Annotated in this window: 20 protein-coding genes; 14 read left to right on the top strand and 6 right to left on the bottom strand. The window is 70.6% G+C overall.

Annotated features, from left to right (window positions below):
• The first annotated feature begins 150 nt into the window (after positions 1-150).
• Entirely contained in the window at positions 151-3,618 is a 3,468-nt protein-coding gene (locus tag ACAM26_RS12080) for an EAL domain-containing protein (protein ID WP_369613758.1), read from the top strand.
• Here ACAM26_RS12080 and ACAM26_RS12075 read toward each other — a convergent pair.
• Positions 3,575-6,682, bottom strand: a complete 3,108-nt coding sequence (locus ACAM26_RS12075; RefSeq protein WP_369613757.1) for an efflux RND transporter permease subunit — start codon at positions 6,680-6,682, stop codon at positions 3,575-3,577. The two genes, ACAM26_RS12080 and ACAM26_RS12075, sit on opposite strands and share 44 nt — an antisense overlap.
• Positions 6,679-7,767 (bottom strand): efflux RND transporter periplasmic adaptor subunit, encoded by a 1,089-nt coding sequence (locus tag ACAM26_RS12070; protein ID WP_123142900.1) that lies wholly within the window; start codon positions 7,765-7,767, stop codon positions 6,679-6,681. Before ACAM26_RS12070 ends, ACAM26_RS12075 begins: the two co-directional genes overlap by 4 nt.
• A gap of 288 nt (positions 7,768-8,055) precedes the next feature.
• On the opposite strand from ACAM26_RS12070, the gene ACAM26_RS12065 reads away from it, so the two are divergent.
• Together ACAM26_RS12065 and ACAM26_RS12060 are read left to right on the top strand one after the other, a co-directional pair.
• Positions 8,056-8,520: a (2Fe-2S)-binding protein gene (locus tag ACAM26_RS12065; RefSeq protein ID WP_369613756.1), complete on the top strand. Its 465-nt coding sequence runs from the start codon at positions 8,056-8,058 to the stop codon at positions 8,518-8,520.
• Positions 8,513-10,666 (top strand): molybdopterin cofactor-binding domain-containing protein, encoded by a 2,154-nt coding sequence (locus ACAM26_RS12060; RefSeq protein ID WP_369613755.1) that lies wholly within the window; start codon positions 8,513-8,515, stop codon positions 10,664-10,666. Before ACAM26_RS12065 ends, ACAM26_RS12060 begins: the two co-directional genes overlap by 8 nt.
• Before the next feature lie 8 nt (positions 10,667-10,674).
• Here ACAM26_RS12060 and ACAM26_RS12055 read toward each other — a convergent pair whose 3' ends face one another.
• The gene (locus ACAM26_RS12055) at positions 10,675-11,094 is read right to left on the bottom strand and encodes a SufE family protein (protein WP_062272199.1); all 420 of its coding nucleotides are present in this window, start codon (positions 11,092-11,094) and stop codon (positions 10,675-10,677) included.
• Between the two features lie 73 nt (positions 11,095-11,167).
• Entirely contained in the window at positions 11,168-11,494 is a 327-nt protein-coding gene (locus ACAM26_RS12050; protein ID WP_123141006.1) for an iron-sulfur cluster assembly accessory protein, read from the bottom strand.
• Between the two features lie 98 nt (positions 11,495-11,592).
• On the opposite strand from ACAM26_RS12050, the gene ACAM26_RS12045 reads away from it, so the two are divergent.
• Positions 11,593-11,787, top strand: a complete 195-nt coding sequence (locus ACAM26_RS12045; protein WP_190287953.1) for a hypothetical protein — start codon at positions 11,593-11,595, stop codon at positions 11,785-11,787.
• A 15-nt stretch (positions 11,788-11,802) separates the two neighbouring features.
• On the opposite strand, the gene ACAM26_RS12040 is transcribed toward ACAM26_RS12045, so the two are convergent.
• Positions 11,803-12,477: an LON peptidase substrate-binding domain-containing protein gene (locus ACAM26_RS12040; RefSeq protein ID WP_123142898.1), complete on the bottom strand. Its 675-nt coding sequence runs from the start codon at positions 12,475-12,477 to the stop codon at positions 11,803-11,805.
• Between the two features lie 222 nt (positions 12,478-12,699).
• On the opposite strand from ACAM26_RS12040, the gene egtB reads away from it, so the two are divergent.
• Both egtB and egtD read left to right on the top strand, forming a co-directional pair.
• Positions 12,700-13,971 carry an ergothioneine biosynthesis protein EgtB gene (egtB, locus tag ACAM26_RS12035; RefSeq protein ID WP_369613754.1) on the top strand — a complete coding sequence of 424 codons (1,272 nt, stop codon included), beginning with the start codon at positions 12,700-12,702 and terminating at the stop codon, positions 13,969-13,971.
• A complete protein-coding gene (egtD, locus tag ACAM26_RS12030; protein WP_369613753.1) occupies positions 13,968-14,984 on the top strand; it encodes an L-histidine N(alpha)-methyltransferase in 1,017 nt (338 codons plus the stop codon). Before egtB ends, egtD begins: the two co-directional genes overlap by 4 nt.
• 5 nt (positions 14,985-14,989) lie before the next feature.
• Here the strand turns inward: egtD and ACAM26_RS12025 are convergent, their stop codons facing one another.
• Entirely contained in the window at positions 14,990-15,421 is a 432-nt protein-coding gene (locus ACAM26_RS12025; RefSeq protein WP_123142896.1) for a hypothetical protein, read from the bottom strand.
• 215 nt (positions 15,422-15,636) lie between these two features.
• On the opposite strand from ACAM26_RS12025, the gene ppc reads away from it, so the two are divergent.
• The 8 genes from ppc to rplS all read left to right on the top strand — a co-directional run bounded on the left by ppc (position 15,637) and on the right by rplS (position 22,830).
• Positions 15,637-18,423, top strand: a complete 2,787-nt coding sequence (gene ppc, locus ACAM26_RS12020; RefSeq protein ID WP_369613752.1) for a phosphoenolpyruvate carboxylase — start codon at positions 15,637-15,639, stop codon at positions 18,421-18,423.
• A gap of 152 nt (positions 18,424-18,575) precedes the next feature.
• Complete coding sequence (locus tag ACAM26_RS12015) at positions 18,576-18,701, top strand: hypothetical protein (RefSeq protein ID WP_255419394.1); 126 nt, start codon at positions 18,576-18,578, stop codon at positions 18,699-18,701.
• The gene (locus tag ACAM26_RS12010) at positions 18,695-19,570 is read left to right on the top strand and encodes a 5-bromo-4-chloroindolyl phosphate hydrolysis family protein (protein ID WP_123142894.1); all 876 of its coding nucleotides are present in this window, start codon (positions 18,695-18,697) and stop codon (positions 19,568-19,570) included. Before ACAM26_RS12015 ends, ACAM26_RS12010 begins: the two co-directional genes overlap by 7 nt.
• Before the next feature lie 49 nt (positions 19,571-19,619).
• Complete coding sequence (locus ACAM26_RS12005) at positions 19,620-20,753, top strand: toxic anion resistance protein (RefSeq protein WP_369613751.1); 1,134 nt, start codon at positions 19,620-19,622, stop codon at positions 20,751-20,753.
• 127 nt (positions 20,754-20,880) lie between these two features.
• A complete protein-coding gene (gene rpsP, locus ACAM26_RS12000) occupies positions 20,881-21,144 on the top strand; it encodes a 30S ribosomal protein S16 (protein WP_123141000.1) in 264 nt (87 codons plus the stop codon).
• Between the two features lie 23 nt (positions 21,145-21,167).
• Positions 21,168-21,680, top strand: coding sequence for a ribosome maturation factor RimM (gene rimM / locus ACAM26_RS11995; RefSeq protein WP_165913467.1), 513 nt, complete (start codon positions 21,168-21,170; stop codon positions 21,678-21,680).
• 34 nt (positions 21,681-21,714) lie between these two features.
• Entirely contained in the window at positions 21,715-22,464 is a 750-nt protein-coding gene (gene trmD / locus ACAM26_RS11990) for a tRNA (guanosine(37)-N1)-methyltransferase TrmD (RefSeq protein WP_123140998.1), read from the top strand.
• Positions 22,465-22,485: 21 nt separating this feature from the next.
• Positions 22,486-22,830: a 50S ribosomal protein L19 gene (gene rplS, locus ACAM26_RS11985; RefSeq protein ID WP_123140997.1), complete on the top strand. Its 345-nt coding sequence runs from the start codon at positions 22,486-22,488 to the stop codon at positions 22,828-22,830.
• The last annotated feature ends 33 nt before the right edge of the window (positions 22,831-22,863 follow it).

Raw genomic sequence — 22,863 nt, 5'->3', positions numbered from 1 at the left:
GCAGCGCGGCTAGAATGCAGGACTTGATCGGGTGACGCCATGGAAGCGACGTCCGTTGATGTGTGACATGCGTCCGGGGATCGGGCGCCGTTCTCTTCCGCGGACGTCGCTGCGCCGGCGTCGCTGGCCGATGCCGATGTACCCGAATCCATGCCCAGTTCCGCCTCTTTCGTCGCGAGCCTGACTCGCAAGACCCTCGTCGTCTCCATCGCCGCTGCCGTGTTCAGCATGATCACGGTGGTGGTGTTCGATCTCCATGCCCTGTACCAGGAGACCGAGTCGCTGCATGCCTACCATCTGCGCGAGGTTCGCGCCGGGCTGCAGGCGCGGGTCGGCGAGGCGGTGCGTTTCGCCCATTATCAGCGCCAGCTGCTCGCGGTGGAGGCGGCGCGCGGCGCCGAGGCCGCGCGTCTGGAACGTGAGGCGCAACGCCGGGTACTGGAATGGCTGGAGATCCGCAACCAGGGCAGCGAGGCGCTGCTGTTCGCCGGGCGCTGGGACGGGATCTCGCTGCTCGGTCCGGTGCGCGGGCGCAATGTGCTCAGGGTCACCGACGCCAGCGGACGCCCGGTGGTGCGCGAGCTGATCGCCACGGCCCAGTCCGGCGGCGGTTTCGTCGAGTATCTGATGCCGTCCTTCCCGGGCTGGCGTGCCGCGCCCAAGCTGAGCTATGTCGAGTCGATCGCGCCCTGGGGCTGGTATGTCGGTGCCGGCTGTCTGCTCGATCGCTTCGAGGAGGTGGTCGCGGAGCGTCGTCGCGCCGTCGGCGCCGATCTGCGCGCCAAGCTGCTTACCCTGGCCGTCGGGCTGGGGCTGATCCTGCTCGTCGTGCTGGTGCTGGCATGGCGTGTCGGGCGTGATGCCCGCGCCGATGTCGTCGCCTTCGTACGCTTCTTCGCGCGCGCCGGCAGCAATCCCGAGCTGGCGCTGGAGCCGGTACGGATGCGTTTTCGCGAGTCGGCGCTGATCGCCCGCGCCGCCGCGCGCATGCTCGATCGCAAGCGCGCCGCCGAGACCGCGCTGCGTGAGAGCGAGGGACGATTTCGCACCCTGGTCGAGGTGCAGCAGTACGCGGTCATGGAGCTCGATCTCGATGGCGTGATCCGGTATGCCAACCCGGCCGCCTCGCGGCTGCTCGGCTACCGCCGCGATGCGCTGGTGGGGATGCACGCCACCGAGCTGGTCTTTGCCGAGGACCGAGACAGGCTTGCCGAGGACCTGCGCCGCTTCGCCCGGTTGCAGCCACCGCCGACGACCTATTTCAACCGCAACCTCACCCGTGACGGTCGGGTCATCGATCTGCAGGTGGAGTGGAACTACCGGCGCGATGCGCAGGGACGGGTGATCGGCTTTGTCAGCGTCGCCCACGACATCACCGACTATCACCGCTCGCGGACCCTGCTCGACGGGCGCAACCGGGTGCTCGAGATGCTTGCGCGCGGTCGTCCCCAGCGGGCGGTGCTGGAGGCGATCATCGACTATATCGAGCGGATCTCGCCGTGGGCGCTGTGCTCGATTCATCGCTACGAGCCGACGTCCCGCACCCTGCACAATGCCGCCGCGCGGCGCCTGCCCGAGCCCTACATGCGGGCTGTCGACGGGGTCGTCGTCGGTCGCGGCGTCGGCTCCTGCGGCCATGCCGTGAGCACTGGTGAGCGGGTGGTCGCCAGCGATCTGCACCAGCACCCCTATTGGCGCGACTTCCGCGCCCTGGTCGATGAGGCCGGGCTGCGTGCCTGCTGGTCGCAGCCGATCATCGCCCCCGACGGTGTGGTGCTCGGCACCTTCGCGATCTATGCCACCGAGGTCTCGAGCCCCAGCGACGAGGACATCGAACTGATCGAGTCGGCGGCCGACCTGGCGGCGATCGTGATGGAGCACGACCGGGTCGAGCGCGCCACCCGCCAGGCCGAGGAGCGCGCGCGGCTGCTGCTCGACTCGAGCACCGAGGGGGTGTTCGGGCTTGACTCCGAGGCGCGCGCGACCTTCGTCAACCCGGCCGCCGCGCGGCTGCTCGGCATCCCGGCCGAGCAGCTCACCGGGCGTGCCATCCACGCCCTGATCCATCACTCACACCCCGACGGCAGTGCGATCGGCGAGACCGACACCCCAATGCTGCGGGCGATGCGCGAGGGCCGTGCCTATCACGTCAGCGACGCGGTGTTCTGGCGCGGCGACGGCAGTCACTTCCCGGTCGAGTACTGGTCGACTCCGATCCTGCGCGAGGGGCGGATCGAGGGTGCGGTGGTGACCTTCCACGACATCAGCGAGCGTAAGCGCGTCGAGGCCGAGATCCAGCATCTGGCCTTCCACGACGGGCTCACCGGGCTGCCCAACCGGATGCTGTTCAAGGAGGAGGTGGACCGGGCGCTGGCGCTGCTCAGGCGCTCGGGCCAGCGTTTCGCGCTGCACATGCTCGATCTCGACCACTTCAAGGACGTCAACGACAGCCTCGGCCATCCGGTCGGCGACGAGCTGCTGTGCGCGGTGGCGCGGCGCATCAGCGGGGTGGTCCGCGCCAGCGACGTCTTCGCCCGTTTCGGCGGCGACGAGTTCGCGCTGCTGCAGGTGCCGATCACGCACCCCGGCGAGGCCGCGGCGCTGGCCGAGAAGGTGGTGGCCTGCTTTACCGACACCTTCGCCCTCGCCGACTGCGCGATCAGCACCAACACCAGCATCGGCATCGCCGTCGCCGACCGTCACGATCTCGATGTCGACGACCTGATCGCGCGCGCCGATGTCGCGCTGTACAAGGCCAAGGAGGCGGGGCGGGGGACCCATGCCTTCTTCGCCGATGCGATGACCGAGCAGCTGCGCCACGAGATCCAGATCGCCTCGGAGCTGGTGCGCGCGCTCGAGCACGAGGAGCTGTGGCTGCACTACCAGCCGCAGGTCGATCTGCGCAGCGGCGCGCTGGTCGGGGTCGAGGCACTGGTGCGCTGGCGCCATCCCGAGCGCGGGTTGCTCCACCCCGGCGCCTTCATCGAGGTCGCCGAGCGGCGCGGCATGATCCGCCCGATCTCGGCCTGGGTGCTGGAGGCGGTGTGTCGGCAGGCGCGCGCGTGGCGCGAGCGCGGGCTGGTCTTCGGGCGGGTGGCGGTCAATCTGTGCGCCGAGCAGGTCGGTGACGACGCCTTCGCCGAGCAGATCCTGGCGGTGCTCGAGCGCACCGGGGCGCGGCCCGATGAGCTGGAGCTGGAGTTCACCGAGACGGTGCTGATCCAGGCCGATGCGCGCACCCAGGCCGACATCATCCGTCTCTCCGAGATCGGCGTGCGCTTTGCCATCGACGACTTCGGTACCGGCTTCTCGTCGCTGCAGTATCTGCGCAACCTGCGCACCGACAAGATCAAGATCGACCGCGAGTTCGTCAAGGACGTCACCCACAACCCCAGCGACGCCGAGATCGTCAAGGCGACCATCGCACTCGGCGCCGCGCTCGGCCTCGAGACCATCGCCGAGGGCGTCGAGACCGAGGCGCAGGCGGCCTTCCTGCGCGGTCACGGCTGTCACCAGGTACAGGGCTTCCTCTACGCCCGCCCGCTCGACCCCGAGGTGCTCGAGCGCGACTGGCTCAGTCGCGCCGCGCCGCCGCCTCGCGTTGCAGACGGCGCCTGAGCGCCGCCGGTGAGTCGGTGCGCCGGGCGAGCAGGTCGTAGGCCACCGGCACCACGAACAGGGTGAACAGGGTCGCGGCGATCACCCCGGCGAGGATCACCGTGCCGATCACCACCCGGGTCTCGGCCCCGGCGCCGCTCGAGAGCAGCAGCGGCACGGCGCCGGCGGCGGTGGTGATGCCGGTCATCACGATCGGGCGCAGGCGCACGTCGGCCGCCTCGGTGAGCGCGTCGCGGAACTCGCGTCCCTGATCGCGCAGCTGGTTGGCGAACTCGACGATGAGGATGCCGTTCTTGGCCGCCAGCCCGACCAGCATGATCAGCCCGATCTGGCTGTAGATGTTGAGCGTCTGCCCGCTCAGCCACAGCCCGCCGAGCGCCCCGGCCATCGCCAGCGGCACGGTGAGCATGATCACCAGCGGGTGGATCCAGCTCTCGAACTGCGCCGCCAGCACCAGGAAGACCACCAGCACCCCGAGCCCGAACACCAGCGCCATGCCCGCCGCGCCGCTGCGCAGGTCGCGGCTCTCGCCGCGGTAGTCGATGCGCGCGTGCTCGGGCAGCAGCGCGGCGGCGCGCGCATCGAGCGCATCGAGCGCCGCGCCGAGCGAGACCCCGGGGGCGAGGTTGGCCGAGAGGGTGATGGCGCGCATGCGGTTGTAGCGGTTGAGCTGCTGGGAGTCGGCCTGCTCGCTGACCCGCACCAGATTGGAGAGCGGGATCAGGGCGTCGCCGTGGGCCGAGCGCACATAGAGGTTCTCCAGACTGCCGGGGGTGCGCTGGCTGTCGCGCTCGCCCTCGAGGATGACGTCGTACTCCTCGCCGTCGTCGAGATAGGTGGTGACCTGACGCGAGCCGAGCATGGTCTCGAGGGTGCGCCCGATGGTCTCGATACGTACCCCGAGGTCGGCGGCGCGGTCGTAGTCGATCGCCACGCGCAGCTGCGGCTTGGTCTCCTTGTAGTCCCAGTCGAGCCCGACCAGGCCGGGGTTGTCGGTCTCGATCGACTCGACCAGGGCGTCGCGCCACGCGGCCAGCTCGTCGTAGGTGCCGCCGCCGATGACGAACTGCACCGGCTTCTGGATGCGTGCGCCGAAGCCCTGGCGCATCACCGGGAAGGCGCGCACCCCGGGCAGGTCGGCAAGCCGCGCACGCACCTCGTCCATGATCGCCCAGCCCGAGCGGCGCGCATCGAAGCCGGCGAGTACCATGATCACGATCCCCGAGTTGTAGCGCTCCAGGGTGCCGAAGGCGCGCGGCGCGCGCACCAGCACGCGGATCGCCTCGCCCGACTCGGCATAGGGCAGCAATCGGCGCTCGATCTCGTCCATGTACTCCTCCATGTAGGAGAAGGAGGCGCCTTCGGGACCATTGACCAGTACGAAGAAGGCGCCGCGATCCTCCTTCGGGGTGTACTCCTGGGGCAGCTGATCGAGCAGCCAGGCGGCGCCGCCGAGGGTCAGCGCGAAGGCCAGTCCGACCACCCAGGGGCGCGCGAGCAGCACCCCGAGCAGCCGCGCGTAGCCGCGGCGCAGCCAGACGAAGCCGCGGTCGACGGTGCGGGCCAGTGCGCCGGGCTGGTGGCTCGCGGGCAGGATCTGTGCGGCCAGGCTCGCCGAGAGGGTGAGCGCGACCAGCGAGGAGAAGGCCACCGCCGCGGCCATGGTCAGCGCGAACTCGCCGAACAGCCGCCCCAGATCGCCCTCGAGGAAGGCGATCGGCACGAACACCGAGATCAGCACCAGGGTGGTGGCGATCACCGCGAAGCCGACCTGACGGGCGCCGCGATAGGCCGCCACCAGCGGGCTCTCGCCATACTCCTCGATACGGCGGTGGATGTTCTCGAGCACCACGATGGCGTCGTCGACCACCAGCCCGATGGCCAGCACCAGCGCCAGCAGGGTGAGGATGTTGACCGAGAAGCCGAGCGCGAGCAGCACGGTGAAGGTGGCGATCAGCGACACCGGCACCGTCACCGCCGGCACCAGCATCGCGCGCACGCTGCCGAGAAACAGATAGATCACCAGCACCACCAGCGCGATGGCGATCGCCAGCGTCTTGTAGACCTCGGCGATGGCCTCGGCGACGAACACCGAGGAGTCGTAGCTCTGGCGGATCACCATGCCCTCGGGCAGGCTGGTGTTGAGCCGGCGCATCTCGGCCTTGGCGCGCTCGGCCACGGCGAGGGTGTTGGCCGTCGACTGCTTGATGATGCCGAGCCCGACCATGGCCACGCCGTTGCCGCGAAACAGCGTGCGGTCCTCCTCGGTGCCGCGCTCGATCCGGGCGATGTCGCCGAGACGTACCAGATGACCGTCGTCGCCGCGCGTCACCACCAGCCGGGCGAAGTCCTCGGCGGTGGCGAAGGCGCGGCTCAGGCGCACGCTGAACTGACGGTCGCGCGACTCGATGCTGCCGGCGGGCAGCTCCAGGTTCTCGGCGCGCAGCGCCTGCTCGACGTCGGCCACGGTGAGCCCGCGCGCGGCCAGCGCGTTGCGGTCGAGCCAGATGCGCATGGCATAGACCTGGGCGCCGCCGACGCGCACCCGCGCCACCCCGTCGAGCACCGAGAGCCGATCGACCAGATAGCGCCGGGTATAGTCGGTGAGTGCCGGCACGCTCAACCCCTCGGCGGTGAGGTTGAGCCACATGATCACGTCTTCGTTGCTGTCGACCTTCTGGATCTCGGGCGGCTCGGCCTCGTCGGGGAGCTGGTCGAGCACGCCGGAGACGCGGTCGCGGATGTCGTTGGCCGCGCCGTCGATGTCGCGATCGGTGGTGAACTCGACGGTGATGGTCGAGCGCCCGTCCTCGCTGCTCGACTCCAGGGTGCGGATGCCCTCGACCCCGGCGATACGATCCTCGATCAGCCGGGTGATGCGGGTCTCGACGACGCTGGCCGCGGCCCCCGGATAGCCGGTCTCGATCGACACCACCGGCGGATCGATGTCGGGGTACTCGCGCAGCGCCAGACGGTCGAAGGAGACCAGCCCGAAGACCACCAGCAGCAGCGCGAAGACCGTGGCCAGCACCGGGCGGGTGACGGCGAGATCGGAGAGGATCACGTCTCCGACTCCTCGAGCAGCCTCTGCAGCGGCGCATCGCCCGTATCGACGGCGAGCACCCGCACCTCGGCGCCGGGACGCACCCGCTGGTGGCCATCGGTGATCACCCGCTCGCCGACGTCCAGCCCGTCGCGGATCTCGACGGCGCCGGGACGGCGGATGCCGATGTGCACCTCACGCTGCTCGGCCACCGTCCGTCCGGTCCCGTCGGTCGCGACCACCAGCACGAAGTGACGCTGACCGCGTTGCAGGAGCGCCGCCTCCGGCACCACCACCGCCGTGTGCGGATCGAACAGCAGCTCCAGACGCATCAGCAGCCCCGGGCGCAACCGCCGCTCGGGGTTGGGCAGGATGGCGCGCACCAGCACCGCGCGGGTCACCGGGTCGACCCGGCTGTCGACGCCGCGCACCTCGCCGACGAACACCCGCTCGCCATGGGCGCGGGTGCGCGCCTCGACCCGCAGCCCCGGGGTGAGCCCGGCGAGATAGCGGCTGGGCACGGTGAAGTCGAGCTTCATCTCGGCGTCGTCGTCGAGGGTGGTGATCGGGTCGCCGGGCTCGACCAGCGCGCCGGGGCTGACCTGACGCAGCCCCAGCACCCCGGCGAAGGGGGCGCGGATGACGCGATCGGCCAGCCGCGACTCGAGCGCCACCAGCACCGCGCGGCTGGTCTCGAGGTCGCGCTGGCGCTCGTCGAGCAGCGACACGGCGGCCGAGTCCTGGGCGACCAGGGCGTTCACCCGACGGTACTGGCGCTCGGCCTCGGCGCGGCGCGCCTGCGCCTCCTCGAGCAGCGCCTGTTCCTCGGCGCTGGTCAGCTCCACCAGCAGCGCGCCGCGCTCGACGCGCTGGCCGTCGTCGAAGTGCAGCGCGGCGATGGTCTCGGTGACCCTGGAGGTGATCATCACCGACTCGTTGGCGCGCAGCGTGCCGAGCGCCTCGACGCGCTCGGCCAGTTCGGTCTGCGCGGCGGTGGCCACGATCACCCCGCTCGGCGGCGCCGCGGCGAGGAGCGGCGCGACGCACAGCAGCGTCAGCAGCAGCGGCAATGGGTGGGGCGGGGGGGCGCGGTGCGGTACGGGCATGACGTCGATCCTGTGACGGCTGGGTCGGTGGCGCGGGTGTCGCTGCACCGGTCTCACCCCGAGTGAGGCAGTGCCGGTGAGCAATGGTTCAGCGCGCGGGCGCGGTCGACTCCCTTTCGCCCGGGGTGGAAATTTGCAATCCTAACGCGCCGTCCGGGTGCTCGCCACAGAGACCGGCGTCGCCGTCAGGCGGGCCCCGCGGCAGGTTCCGGCGGACCCCGCGGCGCGGTCCGGCCGGTTGGGGACCGGTGCGTCTCGCCCGGTCGCGACCCGAACGCGATGGATGCCATGATCACCCTGACCCTCAACGGCGAGCCGGTGCGGCTCGATCTCGACCCCGACATGCCCCTGCTGTGGGCGCTGCGCGATCATCTCGGGCTGACCGGCACCCGCTTCGGCTGCGGCGAGGGCGAGTGCGGCGCCTGCACCGTGCACCTCGACGGCGATCCGGTGCGCTCCTGCGGCGTGACCCTGGGCGAGGTCGCGGGGCGCGAGGTGACCACCATCGAGGGGCTCTCGCCCGACGGTCGTCACCCGCTGCAGCTGGCCTGGATCGTCGAGGAGGTGCCGCAGTGCGGCTACTGCCAGTCCGGCCAGCTGATGAGCGCCGCGGCGCTGCTCGCCACTCACCCGCAGCCGAGCCCCGGGCAGATCGACGCGGCCATGTCCGGGGTGTTGTGCCGTTGCGGCAGCTATGCGCGTATCCGCCGCGCCATCCAGCGCGCGGCCAACCCCGAGGTGCACAATGGTTGATGCCGATCCCGGCCTCCGGCTGAGTCGCCGCGCCCTGCTCAGGCTCGGCCTGCTCGCCGGTGGCGGTCTGGTGCTCGGCATCGGTGCCGCCGACGCCGAGCAGACGGACACGCCCGACGGTGCTGCGAGCACGTTCGCCCCCGGCGCCTGGCTGCGTCTCCACGGCGACGGTCGGGTGGTGCTGATGCTGGCGCGCTCGGAGATGGGCCAGGGGGTGACCAGCGCGCTGCCGATGCTGGTGGCCGAGGAGCTGGAGGTCGGACTCGATCAGCTCGAACTCGAACCGGCGCCGGTGGCGCCGGACTATGTCAATCGTCTGCTCGGCGAGCAGGCCACCGGCTGCAGCACCTCGGTGCGCGATGCCTGGGGACCGCTGCGCGAGGCCGGCGCGGTGGCGCGGACCCTGCTCGTGCGCGCCGCCGCCGCACGCTGGGGGGTCGCCCCGGAGGCGTGCCGGGCGCACCGGGGCGCGGTCCATCACCCCGACGGCGAGACCCGGCTCGGCTATGGCGCGTTGGCCGAGGCGGCGGCGCGGTTGCCGCTGCCGGAGTCGGTGGCGCTCAAGGCGCCCGCGCAGTGGCGACTGATCGGTACCCCGCAGCACCGGCTCGACACCCCGGACAAGGTGGTGGGCGCGGCGCGCTACGGGCTCGACGTGCGGCTGCCGGGGATGCGCTATGCCAGCGTGGCGCGTTGTCCGCTCAGCGGCGCGCGGGTCAGCGCCTGGCGCGCCGATGCCGCGCGTGCGGTGCCGGGGGTGGAGGCGGTGCTGGCGGTGCGGCACGGTGTCGCGGTGGTGGCGCGCGATACCTGGAGTCTGCTGCGCGGGCGCGCCGCGCTGGAGATCGATTGCGATCCCGCGGCCGATCCCGCGGCCGATCAGGCGCGGATGGAGACGCGGCTGCGTTCGCGCCTCGATGCGCACGGCGCGGCGCTGGCCGAGTCGCGCGGCGATGCGCTGGCCGTGCTCGAACAGGCCGAGCGGGTGGTCGAGGCCGACTACAGCCTGCCCTTCCTCGCCCATGTCTGCATGGAGCCGATGAACTGCACCGCCGAGGTCAGTGCCGAGCGCTGTGTGATCCATGTCCCCACCCAGGCCCAGCAACGGGTGCTGGAGACGGCGCAGCGCATCACCGGGCTCGCGCCCGAGCGCATCGAGGTGCGCACCACCCTGCTCGGCGGCGGCTTCGGTCGTCGGGTCGAGCAGGACTTCGTCGCCGACGCCGTGGAGCTGGCGCAGCGGCTCGGGCGACCGGTGCAGGTGGTGTGGACCCGCGCCGACGATCTCACCCAGGATCACTACCGCCCGATGACCTGTCACCGGCTGCGCGCCACCCTCGACGCCGAGGGTCTGCCGCGCGCCTGGTATCACCGTATCGTCGGTCCCTCGGTGCTGGCGCGGCTGGCGCCCGAGGAGATCGCCGACGGGCTCGATCCGACCCTGGTCGAGGGCGCCACCGCGCTGCCCTACGCACTGCCGGCGCTGCGCGTCGAGTACCGTCGCGCCGATCTGCCGGTCTCGCTCGGGCTGTGGCGCGGCGGCGCGCGGGCGCACAACGCGCATGTCGTCGAGTGCTTCCTCGACGAACTGGCCGCGGCCACCGGTCGCGATCCGCTGGCGCTGCGTCTGGCGCTGCTCGAGGACCAGCCGCGCGCGCGCGCGGTGCTCGAGCGCGTCGCCGCGCTGGCCGGCTGGTCGCAGCCGCCGGCCCCGGGTCACGGACGCGGCATCGCGCTGGCCACCGGTTACGACAGTCTGGTCGCCCAGGTCGTCGAGGTGGCGCCGCGCGCCGCGGGCGACGGGCTGCGGGTGGCGCGGGTGTGGTGCGTGGTCGACTGTGGCCTGGCGGTCGACCCCGACGGGGTGTGCGCGCAGATGGAGGGGGGCATCGCCTTCGGCCTGAGCGTTGCGCTCGGCGAGCGCATCAGCTTCGCCGCCGGGCGGGTCGAGCAGCGCGCGCTCGCCGACTATCGGCTGCTGCGTCTCGACGAGATGCCCGAGGTCGAGGTCGAGCTGATCGCCGGTGCCGCGACCCCGGGCGGGGTGGGGGATCTGGGGCCGCTGGCGCTCTCCCCGGCGCTGGCTGCGGCGATCGCGGCGGCCGGGGGCGAGCGTCAGCGAGCGCTGCCGCTGCGCCTGGGCTGAGCGGAGGTTCAGGCGCCGAGCGCGGCGGCCTGGCGCTGCATCTTGTTGACGATGGCGAAGACGCCGACGTGACGGTTGGGGCTGAGGTGCTCGTCGAGCGCCAGCCCGGTGAACAGGTCGTCGACGTCGAGCGCGGCGATCTCCTCGGCGCTGCGGTTGGAGAACAGCCCGACGAGCAGCGCCACCACGCCCTTGATGATGGCGGTGTCGCAGTCGCCGGCATAGACCAGCCGTCCGCCCTCGGCGGGGCGGGCGACGACGTGCACCAGACTCATGCACTCGACCACGCGGTTGTCCTCGGTCTTGTCGGCGGGGTCCATCGCCGGGAGGCGCTCGCCGAGTTCGACCAGGTACTGATAGCGCTGGTCCCAGTCGTCGAGCAGGTCGAAGTCGTCGATGATGGCCTGGATGGCGGCGTCTTGATGCATGGTGGATCGCTGCGGTTGGTTGCTGGGGTCGGTCGCGCGGGGCGCGCGGCCGACCGAGTCTACCGGATCCGTGCTAGACGCTGAAGGACTCGCCGCAGCCGCACTGGTCCTTGACGTTGGGGTTGCGGAACTCGAAGCCGAGGTTGAGCAGGCTCGAGCGCACGAAGTCGATCTCGGTGCCGTCGATGTGCGCGAGGCTCTGGTCGTCGACCACGATCTTGATGCCGTGGCTCTCGAACACCTGATCGGTGGGCGCGACGGCGTCGGCGTAGTCGACCTCGTAGGCGAAGCCCGAGCAGCCGCTCTTGCGCGTCGCCACCCGCAGCCCGACCCCCTGTCCGCGTTGCTCGATCATCCGGGAGACGTGGCGCGCGGCCGCCTCGGTCAGGGTGACTGCCATGGTTGCTTACCTCATCTGGCTTGTACTGAAGCGTTGAGCCTAGATGGGCGCCGACCGGCGGGGTTTTCAATCCTCGTCGGCGCGCTCAGGCCACCCGGGTGAGCGCCGGGCGGGCAGCGGAGCGCGGCGGCGATCTCGTCGACATCGGCTATATCGAGCGCGACGAGATCCGGCCGTGGGTCGCCGCCGCGTTCGATCTCGCGCAACTGCGCGAGGCGCAGCGCGCCTTTCTCGACAAGCAGCACGTCGGCAGGATCGTGATCCGCGTCGCTCATCCGGAGATCGCGCGCTGAGCGCGACGTCGGTCGCTAGTGACGCTGGTCGTCGACGTCGATGTCGGCGATCGTCGCCATCTCCAGCAGGCCGCGCATCAGCACCGCGCGCGCCGGCGTCTCCAGGGTCTCGATCAGCGCCTGCTTGTCCTCCGGGCTCAGTGGCAGGTGGGCGCAGAGCAGGTTGACCAGGTCGGTGTCGGGCATCTGCTCGAGGTCCTGCCACGGCACCTCGACCCGGCGTACCTGACAGTAGCGCTCGAGCGCGACGAGAAAGGGGCGCCGCTCGGCGATCGCGCCGGACACCGGCTCGTCGAGATCGGCGGCAAAGTCCCGCCACTCGGGCGCCACCCGGCGGTAGCCGGCGCGCTCGGCGAGTTCGCCGGTGACGCGGAAGCGACACACCCCGGTGAGCACCAGCACGATGCGTCCGTCGCTGGTCTCGCTATAGCTGGTGATGCGCCCGGCGCAGCCGACCGGATGGAGCGGGGCGGGCGTCGGCGTCTCGTCCTCGCCCGGCGTCTCCTGCGGCTGGATCATGCCGAGCAGGTGATCGGCGGCGAGGACGTCATTGATCATGCGCAGATAGCGTGGCTCGAAGATATTGAGCGGGAGTTGCACGCCCGGCATCAGCACCGCGCCGGGGAGGGGGAAGACCGCGAGTTCCGTCGGCAGGTCGGCGAACTTGGGGAAGAAGGGGGTGCGCGTCATCTCACTGCTCCGGGGTTCGGTGGACGTGCCCCGCGCCGCGGGCGGAGCGCGCCGCGAATCGGGTTGTACAGCGAGCACATTGGGGTGTGTGCGTCGCATCCCCAGCCTTGCTGGCATCGGGTTTGGATTCTTCGGCGGTGACCGCACACTCAGGGATCGAGGTCCGCAGGCGGTGTGACCGAGGTCCGCCGTCGTCCCACCTGCAGCCGAAGCGAGGACGAGATGCACCCAACACCAACGGATGGCGCGCGCGCCGGGCTCGCGGACGAGTTCCGCCGGGTCCGCGCCCTTACCGAACACCTCTGCGAACCGCTCGCCATCGAGGATTACGGCCTCCAGGTCGTCCCCGAGGCCAGCCCGCCGAAGTGGCACCTGGCCCATGTCTCCTGGTTCTACGAGACCTTCCTGCTGCTGCCGTCGCTCGATGGCTATCGCCCCTTCGATCCGCGCTTCGCGCATCTGTTCAACAGCTACTACGAGCAGACCGGCAGCGGCTTCTGGCCGCGCGCCGAGCGTGGGCTGCTGTCGCGCCCCCGGGTCGAGGAGGTCTACGACTATCGCCGCCATGTCGACGCGGCCATGCTGCGCCTGATCGAGTGCTGCGAGGCCGAGCGCTGGGCGCGCGTCGAGCTGCGCCTGCGCATCGGGCTCAATCACGAGCAGCAGCACCAGGAGCTGTTGCTCACCGACATCAAGCGCAACCTCGCCCACAACCCGCTGCGCCCGGCCTATCGCGCCGATCTCGCGGCGCCGCCGCCGGGCGTGCCCGAGCCGCTCGACTGGGTGTCGTTCGACGGCGGGCTGGTCGAGATCGGCGCCGGGCCCGAGGGCTTCGCCTACGACAACGAGCGCCCGCGCCATCGCGCCTTCCTCGAGCCCTTCGCGCTCGCCGACCGGTTGGTGAGCAACGCCGAGTTCCTCGCCTTCGTCGAGGACGGCGGCTATCACGATCCCGCCCACTGGCTCTCCGACGGCTGGGCGCGGGTACGCGCCGAGGGTTGGGAGGCGCCGCTCTACTGGGAGCGGGTCGACGGTCAGTGGCAGACGCTGACGCTCGGCGGCATGCGCCCGCTCGACCCCGCCGAGCCGGTCTGTCATGTCAGCTATTACGAGGCCGATGCCTACGCCAGCTGGGCGGGCAAGTCGCTGCCGACCGAGGCGCAGTGGGAGCACGCCGCCGCCGGTGTCGAACGCGCCGGCAACTTCCTCGACAGCGGCCTGCTCCATCCCCGTCCGGCGCGCGGCAGCGGGTTGCGCCAGCTCTTCGGCGATCTCTGGGAGTGGACCGCCTCGGCCTATCTCGCCTATCCCGGCTATCGCGCCCCCGGCGGCGCGATCGGCGAGTACAACGGCAAGTTCATGTGCAACCAGATGGTGCTGCGCGGCGGCTCCTGCGTCAGCTCGCGCGACCATCTGCGGCTCAGTTATCGCAACTTCTTCTATCCCCACGAACGCTGGCAGTTCAAGGGATTCAGACTCGCGGAGGTCGAATGATGAACATCGCCGCCACGCTCGCCACCGGATCGCGCCCGCCTCGCTCGGGGGGCGCGCCGGGAGTGCGCTTCTTCGATGCCCACCCGACCCCGGATGACCTGCGTGCCGAGGTCCTCGCCGGGCTCGCGGGCAGCCCCAAGCGGCTCTCGCCCAAGCTCTTCTATGACGCGCGCGGCTCGCAACTGTTCGATGCCATCACCGAGCTGCCCGAGTACTATCCGACCCGCACCGAGATCGGGATCCTCTGCGATCACGGCGAGGAGATGGCCGACCTGCTCGGGCGCGGCCGGGTGCTGCTCGAACTCGGCAGCGGCAGCAGTCTCAAGATCCGCATCCTGCTCGCGGCGCTCGAACCCGAGATCTACATCCCTATCGACATCTCCCGCGAGCACCTGCGCGCCTCCGCCGAATCGCTCGCCGAGCACTTCCCGGCGCTGGCCATCCATGCCACCTGCGCCGATTATTCCGTCCCCTTCGAGCTGCCGATCGAGGGCGATCGAGAGGGCCTGGCGGCCTTCTTCCCCGGGTCGAGCATCGGCAACTTCGAGCCCGAGGCGGCGCGCGCCCTGCTCCTGCGGGTGGCGGCGCTGGTGGGGATCGGTGGGCGGTTGCTGATCGGCGTCGATCTGCGCAAGGAGCGCGCCGTGCTGGAGGCGGCCTATGACGACGCCCAGGGGGTGACCGCGGCCTTCAATCGCAATCTGCTCGAACGGCTCAACCGCGAACTCGACGCCGACTTCGACCTCGAGGCCTTCGTCCATCGCGCCCGCTACGACGACGTCCAGGGACGCGTCGAGATGCATCTGGAGAGCCTGCGCGAGCAGACCGTGACCGTCGCCGGGCAGCGCTTCGTCTTCGCCGCCGGCGAGACCATCCACACCGAGAACTCCTACAAGTACGACATCGCCGGCTTCCACCAGCTGGCCGCCGGCGCGGGCTTCGTCCCCGAGCGGGTGTGGACCGACCCGCACCGGCTGTTCAGCGTGCACTGTCTGCGCGTCGAGGCCTGCTGAGGGGCTCAGCGCCCGCCGTAGGCCAGGTCCTGGCCGGCGATGGTGCGTTCGAGCCGGTCGATCGCCCGGGCGTAGCCGCGGGCGAGGGCGTCGAGGGTCTCGGCGCGCCCGGCGTGCCAGGCGCGTGCGGCGAAGCCCTCGAGCAGCGCGGCGTGGATGCGTCCCTGGTGCAGCCGCAGTCGGTCGGCATTGCCGTGGGCGCGGTGCAGCCGGGCGAGCAGGGCGATCTCGCCGAGCGCCTCGCGATGCGCGGCGCGGTGGTGATAGAGCCGGGCGAGGACGGGGTCGTCGCAGGCGCGGGCGATCGCGCGCAGCCGCTCGGCGCCAGCCTCGGGGTGGGCGAAGGGCTGGTGACAGGCGGGCGTCTCGGCCCGCGGCTGGGGCAGGACGCCGAGCAGACAGCAGAGCAGCGCGAACGTGGCGGCGGGGTGGGGCATGGGCACGACTCCGACGGGGTAAGGCTATACCCGAGTAAAGCACACGGGTAAGGGTTTCGAAACAGGATCGTCATCTTTCTCGCAGGACGCCGCCGGCGCGGCCCCGAGCTTGCGTTTCCCGCCGTCGCGGTCGATGCTGACGGTGGCCGCGCGACCCGAACGCCCGCGCCCGTGCCCCCGGCGGCAGTGCCGCACCATCCCCCGGAGCCAAGCTGATGAACGAGACCGTGGACGACCCCGTGCTCGAGCACGACATCGAGCTGTTCACCCGGCTGCTCGGCGACGTGCTGCGCGAGCACAGTCGCAAGCGCGTGCTGGTGGTGGTCGAGCGCCTGCGCGAGGGCTTCATGCAGCTGCGCGAGGGCGAGGACGAGACGCTGCGCGCGCGTCTGCGGGCGCGCATCGAGGGGCTCGACCCGCAGACCCTGGCCGAGGTGATCCGCGCCTTTGCGATCTATTTCGGTCTGGTCAACACCGCCGAGGAGCTCAACGCCCATCTCCGGCGCATGGCGCGCGTCTCCTCCGGCGAGCGGCTGTGGCGCGGCTCCTTCGACGACACCGTGCGTCGGCTCGCCGCCGACGGGGTGGCGCCCGCGCCCTTCCAGAGCCTGCTCGAGCACCTGGTCTATCTGCCGGTGTTCACCGCGCATCCCACCGAGGCGCGGCGGCGCACCATCGCCGAGATCTTCCGCCGCATCTTCCTCGCCGGTCAGGACCTGCACCGCCACCGGCTCAACGACGAGGAGCGCGAGGACAAGCTCGCCGAGATCCGCGCCCAGATCCAGATCCTGTGGAAGACCGACGAGGTGCGGGTGCACAAGCCGCAGGTCACCGACGAGGTGCGCCAGGGGCTCTATTTCTTCCGCGAGTCGCTGTTTGGCGCCGTGCCCGAGGTCTATCGCATCCTCGAGAAGGCGGTGCGCCGGGTCCACGGCGCCGAGACCGCCGCGGCGGTGCCGAGCCTGATGCGCTTCGGCTCGTGGATCGGCGGCGATCGCGACGGCAACCCCTTCGTGCGCCCCGAGACCACCGAGCTGGCGGTGCGGATGCACGCCGAGCTGGTGCTCGAGCACTATCTCGAACGGGTGGGGCGGTTGCAGCGCATGCTCAGCCACTCCAGCGCGTTGTGCGAGCCCGCGCCGGCCTTCCTCGACAGCCTCGACGCCGACGAGGACTACTGGGTCGAGACCATGGGGCAGAGCCTGCGCCGCTTCCTCAACGAGCCCTACCGGCGCAAGCTGGCGATGATCGCCCACCGGCTCGAGGCCAACCTGGCGCGGGTGCGCGCCCGTCTCGCCGAGGCCGAGACGCTGCCGGCGGCCGGGTATTGCGATGCCCGCGCCTTTCTCGTCGATCTTCAGCTGATCCGCGACTCGCTGGTCCATCACGGCGATGCCAGCGCCGCCGCCGGGCCGCTCCACGACCTGATCCGTCTGGTCGAGACCTTCGGCTTCCATCTGGTGCAGCTCGATCTGCGCCAGGAGTCGAGCCGCCATACCGAGGCGGTGGCCGAGCTGTTCGCCCGCCAGCCCGGCGCGCCCTACTATCTCGCCTTCGACGAGTCGCAGCGCCTGCTCGCCCTGGCCGAGGCGATCGCCCACCCCCAGCCCTTCGTCATCGACAAGGCGACCCTCGGCGCGGCCACCCGCGAGACCCTGGAGACCTTCGAGACCATCGCCCGGGCGCGCGCCGAGGTCGGCGAGCAGGCAATCGGCCAGTACGTGATCTCGATGACCCACGAGGCCAGTCACGTGCTCGAGGTGATGCTGCTGGCGCGCCTGGCGGGGCTCGCCGGGCACGATCGTCAGGGCTGGTTCTGCACCCTCCAGATCGCGCCGCTGTTCGAGACCATCGACGACCTGGCGCGGATCGATGCGGTGATGGGGCGGCTGTTCACCGACCCCACCTATCGCGCGCTGCTGCGCGCCTCGGGCGATCAGCAGGAGGTGATGCTCGGCTATTCCGACTCCTGCAAGGACGGCGGCATCCTCGCCTCGGGCTGGCGGCTCTACGAGGCCCAGCGCAAGGTGATCGCGCTCGCCGACGAGCACGGCGTGGCCTGTCGGCTGTTCCACGGTCGCGGCGGTACCGTGGGTCGCGGCGGCGGACCGACCCACGAGGCGATCCTCGCCCAGCCGGCCGATACCGTGCACGGTCAGATCAAGTTCACCGAGCAGGGCGAGGTGCTCTCCTATCGCTACGCCAACCCCGAGACCGCGCGTTATGAACTCACCATGGGGATCAGCGGTCTGATCAAGGCCAGCCGTTGTCTGATCGAGCCCGCCGCGCCCGAGCGCCCCGAGGACCTGGAGGTCATGGCCGAGTTGGCCGCGCACGGCGAGGCGGCCTATCGCGCCCTGGTCGGCGCCGAGGGACTGCTCGATTACTTCTATGCCTGCACCCCGGTCGACGGCATCGCGTTGCTCAACATCGGCTCGCGCCCGGCGCACCGCAGCCGCGGCGATCGTTCGCTCGGCTCGATCCGCGCCATCCCCTGGGTGTTCGGTTGGGGACAGGCGCGGCTGACCCTGCCGGGGTGGTTCGGCATCGGCACCGCGCTGGCGCGCTATCGCGGCGACGATCCCGAACGCTTGGCGCGGTTGCGACGGATGTATCGCGAGTGGCCCTTCCTCCGGGTGCTGTTGTCGAACACCCAGATGTCGCTGTTCAAGGCCGAGATGGCGATCGCCCGCGAGTACCTGCGCCTGGCCGACGACCCGTCGCGCGCCGCGGCCCTCCTCGCGCACATCGAGGCCGAGTACCGGCTGACCCTGAGCGAGGTGCTGGCGGTCACCGAGACCGATCGACTGCTCGCCGACCAGCCGGCGCTGCGCCGCTCGCTGCTGCGGCGCAACCGCTATCTCGACCCGCTCAACCACATCCAGGTGGTGCTGCTCGAGCGCTATCGCGGCGAGCCCGAGGCGGAGCAGCGCGAGCAGTGGCTCGACCCGCTGCTGCGTTCGATCAACGCCATCGCCGCCGGGATGCGTAACACTGGTTGAGCGCCGACGCCCGCGTGGCGTCGGCAATGAATATCCCTATTGAAAAAACGGCTTCGAACCACAGAAGATGAAATCACGCGCATCTGCGCGCGGCGGCCAGCGCGGCCGACGCTGGCGCCTCGCGTCACCCGACTCATTCAGACCCCATCGCCATGAACGATCCCGATTCCAACCGCTCCACCCCCGCTCGTCCGGCGCTCGGCGCCAGGGTGCTCGGGGTGGTGCTGCTCTTCTTCAGCGTCGGCCTGGTCTCCTGTCAGGCCTTGTTCTCATGGTGAGCAGCGGGGCCGGACGGCTCGGCGAGCTGCTGCGCGAGGGCGTGGTGGCGCGCGAGACGCCGCGCGCGCCACGGCTGCGCGGGCTGTTGCTGTTCGTGCTGCCGCTGCCGCTGCTGTTCGGCGCGCTGATCGCGCTCGGCGCCGGACGGCTGGAGTCCTTCCTCGCCGACGCCAGCGGCTTCGCGCTGTTCATGGCCGCGGCCTATCTCACCCGGCGCGGCATCCGCGAGGCCCACCTGCGCGATCGCCGCCGGCGCTTTGCGCGGCTGCCGCGGCTGCGGCTGCAGACCCTCGGCGGGCTGCTGGTGGCGCTTGCCACCGGCTGGTGCGTGCTGGTCTCGCTGGGGCAGGGGGCGGGGCTTGCGCTCGCCTTCGCCGCGGTCGCGCTGCTCGGCTTCCATCTCAGCTACGGGCTGGTGCCGGAGGCGCCCGAGCAGCCCTTCGACCTCAGCGATGCCCGTGCGCGCAAGGTCGCCGCGGCGCTCGCCGAGGCCGAGCAGAAGCTCATCGAGGTCGAGACCGCCGCCGCGCGCATCGCCAACCCCGAACTCAAGGCGCGGCTCGGGCGCATCGCGCTCAAGGGTCGGCGTATCCTCGAGCAGATCGCCGAGCGTCCGACCGATCTGTTCCGCGCGCGCAAGTTCCTCAACGTCTATCTCGACGGCGTGCGTCAGGTCACCGACGGCTATGCCCGCACCCACCGTCAGGCCGACGTGCTGGCGCTGGAGGAGAACTTCCGCGGCGTGCTGGTCACCGTCGAGGAGGTCTTCGACGAGCAGCACCAGCGCCTGCTCGACAGCGACCTGATGGACCTCGACGTGCGCATCGAGGTGCTCAAGCAGCAGCTCGAACGCGAGGGCCTGAGCTAGTCGCCCGGCGCGCGCCGTCCTCACCCGTTTTCCCCGGAGATCAACCGCAGTGAGTCAATCCCAGTATCCCCAGACCACCACCGGTCGCACCGACGCCCTCGCCGAGTCGATGACCGAGCTCGGGCTGCCCGAGCATGCCGGTGTCGACGAGGCCGAGGTCGAGCGCCTGCTCGGCGAGCTCGACCTCCGCGACGCGCACTCGGTGATGTTCTTCGGCGCCAAGGCCCAGCAGCGTCTCACCGAGGTCTCGGACCGGATGCTCGAGGGCGTGCGCGCCAAGGACACCGGCCCGGCCGGCGCCGCGCTCAGCGAGATGGTCACCACCCTCAAGGGCTTCGACGTCGAGGGGCTCGACCCCAATCGCCGTCAGGGCTGGTTCTCCAAGCTCATCGGCAAGACCCGGCCGATCGCTCGCTTCCTCGAGGAGTACGAGGCGGTGCGCGACCAGATCGAGGACATCTCGCGTGCGCTCGAGGGTCACAAGACCCAGTTGCTCACCGACGTCACCGCGCTCGATCGGCTCTATGCCGCCAATCTCGACTATTTCCGCGCGCTCGAGTCCTATATCCTTGCCGGCGAGCGCAAGCTCGTCGAACTCGACGAGCGGGCGATCCCGGCGCTCGTCGCCCAGGTCGAGGCCGGCGCCGACATGGTCGAGGCGCAACGGCTGCGCGACCTGCGCGGCGCGCGCGATGATCTGGAGCGGCGCGTCCACGACCTCAGGCTCACCCGTCAGGTGGCGATGCAGGGGCTGCCGAGCATCCGGCTGGTGCAGGAAAACGACAAGGGGCTGATCAACAAGATCAACTCCACCCTGGTCAACACCGTGCCGCTGTGGCGCCAGCAGCTCGCCCAGGCGGTGACCATCTTCCGCTCGGCCGAGGCGGCCGATACCCTGAAGGCGGCCACCGACCTCACCAACGAGCTGCTCCAGGCCAACGCCGCCAATCTCAAGTCGGCCAACGCCGAGGCGCGACGCCAGATCGAGCGCGGGGTGTTCGACATCGAGGCGGTCAAGCAGGCCAACCGCAGCCTGATCGAGACCATCGAGGAGAGCCTGCAGATCGCCGATGCCGGCAAGCGCGCGCGCGCCGAGGCCAACGCCGAGCTGACGCGTCTGGAGGCCGATCTGCGCGCCACGCTCAGCGCCGCCAGCGCCCGAACCGGCGTCGAGCGCGGTTGAACGGGGGCGGGCGGGGCGATTGCGATCGAACTCCGCTCTTCCATTTCTCGCAAGATTCTGTATATTTACGCGTTTACCCGCGGGGTGTCCCGCATCGCTAACAGTTCAGTCTGAGCCAGGACAGCACATGGTCACGATTCGTTTGTCCCGTGGTGGTTCGAAGAAGAACCCCTTCTATCAGGTCGTTGTCGCCGACGTGCGCGCCAAGCGCGACGGTCGCTACATCGAGCGCCTCGGTTTCTACAACCCGACCGCCAAGGGCGGTGAGGTCGAGCTCCGCATCAACCGCGAGCGCGCCGATTACTGGCTCGGCCAGGGCGCCCAGCCGACCGACCGCGCCGCGCAGCTGCTCAAGCAGGCTGCCAAGGACGCCGAGGCCGTCGCGGCCTGAGACCGCACGGGATGACGAGCGCGATGACTGATCGGTCGCCGTCGACGCGGCGCATCGTGCTCGGGCGCATCGCCGGCGTCTATGGCGTGCGCGGCTGGGTGCGGGTGTTCTCCGAGACCGACCCGCGCGAGGGCATTCTCCACTATAGCCAGTGGCTGCTCGGTCCCGAGGCGCGGCCCTGCAAGCTCGCCGAGGGCAAGCGTCACGGCAAGGGTCTGGTCGCCCGGCTCGAGGGCTGCGACGACCGTGATCAGGCCGCCGCGCTGGTCGGTCAGGAGATCGCCATCACCCGCGATCAACTGCCGCCGCCGCGTGCCGACGAGTTCTACTGGTGCGACCTCGAACAGCTCGAGGTCCACACCACCGAGGGGCAATCGCTCGGTCGTGTCAGCCATCTGTTCGCCACCGGCGCCAACGACGTGCTGGTGGTGAAGGGCGAGCGCGAACGACTGATCCCCTTCGTGTGGGAGGATGTCGTCAAGCAGGTGGACTTCGCCGCAGGCCGCGTCGAGGTCGACTGGGACCCCGACTTCTGAGCGGCCCCGAGGCCGAACAGAGGGTCCATACGCCATGCGTTTCGACGTCATCACCCTGTTTCCCGAGATGTTCGGCACCTTCGCCGAGCAGGGCGTCACCGGGCGGGCGCTGACCCGTGGGCTGGCTGCGTTGCAGCTGTGGAATCCGCGCGATTTCACCCACGATGTCCACCGCACCGTCGACGATCGTCCCTACGGGGGCGGGCCGGGGATGGTGATGAAGGTCGAGCCGCTGCGCGCGGCCATCGCCGCCGCACGCGCGGCGGCGCCGGCGAGCCGAGTCGCCTATCTCTCGCCCCAGGGGCGGGTGCTCGATCAGACCGCGATGGTCGAGATCGCCACGCAACCGGGGTGGATCCTGCTCGCCGGGCGCTATGAGGGTGTCGACGAGCGGCTGATCGAGGGGCACGTCGACGAGGAATGGTCGATCGGCGACTATGTCCTCAGTGGCGGCGAGCTGCCGGCCATGGTGGTGATGGACGCGGTGATCCGGCTGCTGCCGGGCGCGCTCGGGCACGCCGATTCGGCGCGTCAGGATTCACACATGGACGGGCTACTGGACTGCCCCCATTACACACGACCGGAGCGGATCGACGGAGAGGAGGTCCCTGCGGTGCTGGTCGGCGGCGATCACCGCGCGATCGAACGTTGGCGGTTGCGCCAGGCGCTAGGGCGGACCTGGTTGCGCCGACCGGAAATGCTGGAGCGGCGAGGCCTGAGTGCGGACGAACAGGCGCTGCTCGATGACTTCGTCCGGGCCCATCATGCCGATGGCGCCGGGTAAGAACAGGAGCCTAAGGAAACCATGAGCAACATCATTCAACAGCTCGAGAACGAGCAGATCACCCGTGAAGTGCCGGATTTCGCCCCGGGCGACACCGTCGTCGTCCAGGTGCGCGTGAAGGAAGGCAGCCGTGAGCGCCTGCAGGCGTTCGAGGGCGTGGTGATCGCCATCCGCAACCGCGGTCTGAACTCCGCCTTCACCGTGCGCAAGATCTCCCACGGCGAGGGCGTCGAGCGCGTCTTCCAGACCTACAGCCCGACCATCGCCGGGATCGAGGTCAAGCGCAAGGGCGACGTGCGTCGCGCCAAGCTCTACTACCTGCGCGAGCGTTCCGGCAAGGCCGCCCGCATCAAGGAAAAGGTCTGAGGTTCGTGGCGGCCGCCCGCCCGGGCGGCTGCG

The organism is Marichromatium sp. PS1 (genome assembly GCF_041155115.1).
GTDB classification, from domain to species: Bacteria; Pseudomonadota; Gammaproteobacteria; order Chromatiales; family Chromatiaceae; genus Marichromatium; species Marichromatium gracile.
The sequence above is the reverse complement of the archived record's forward strand: the minus strand, read 5'-3'. Positions and strand labels throughout refer to the sequence as shown.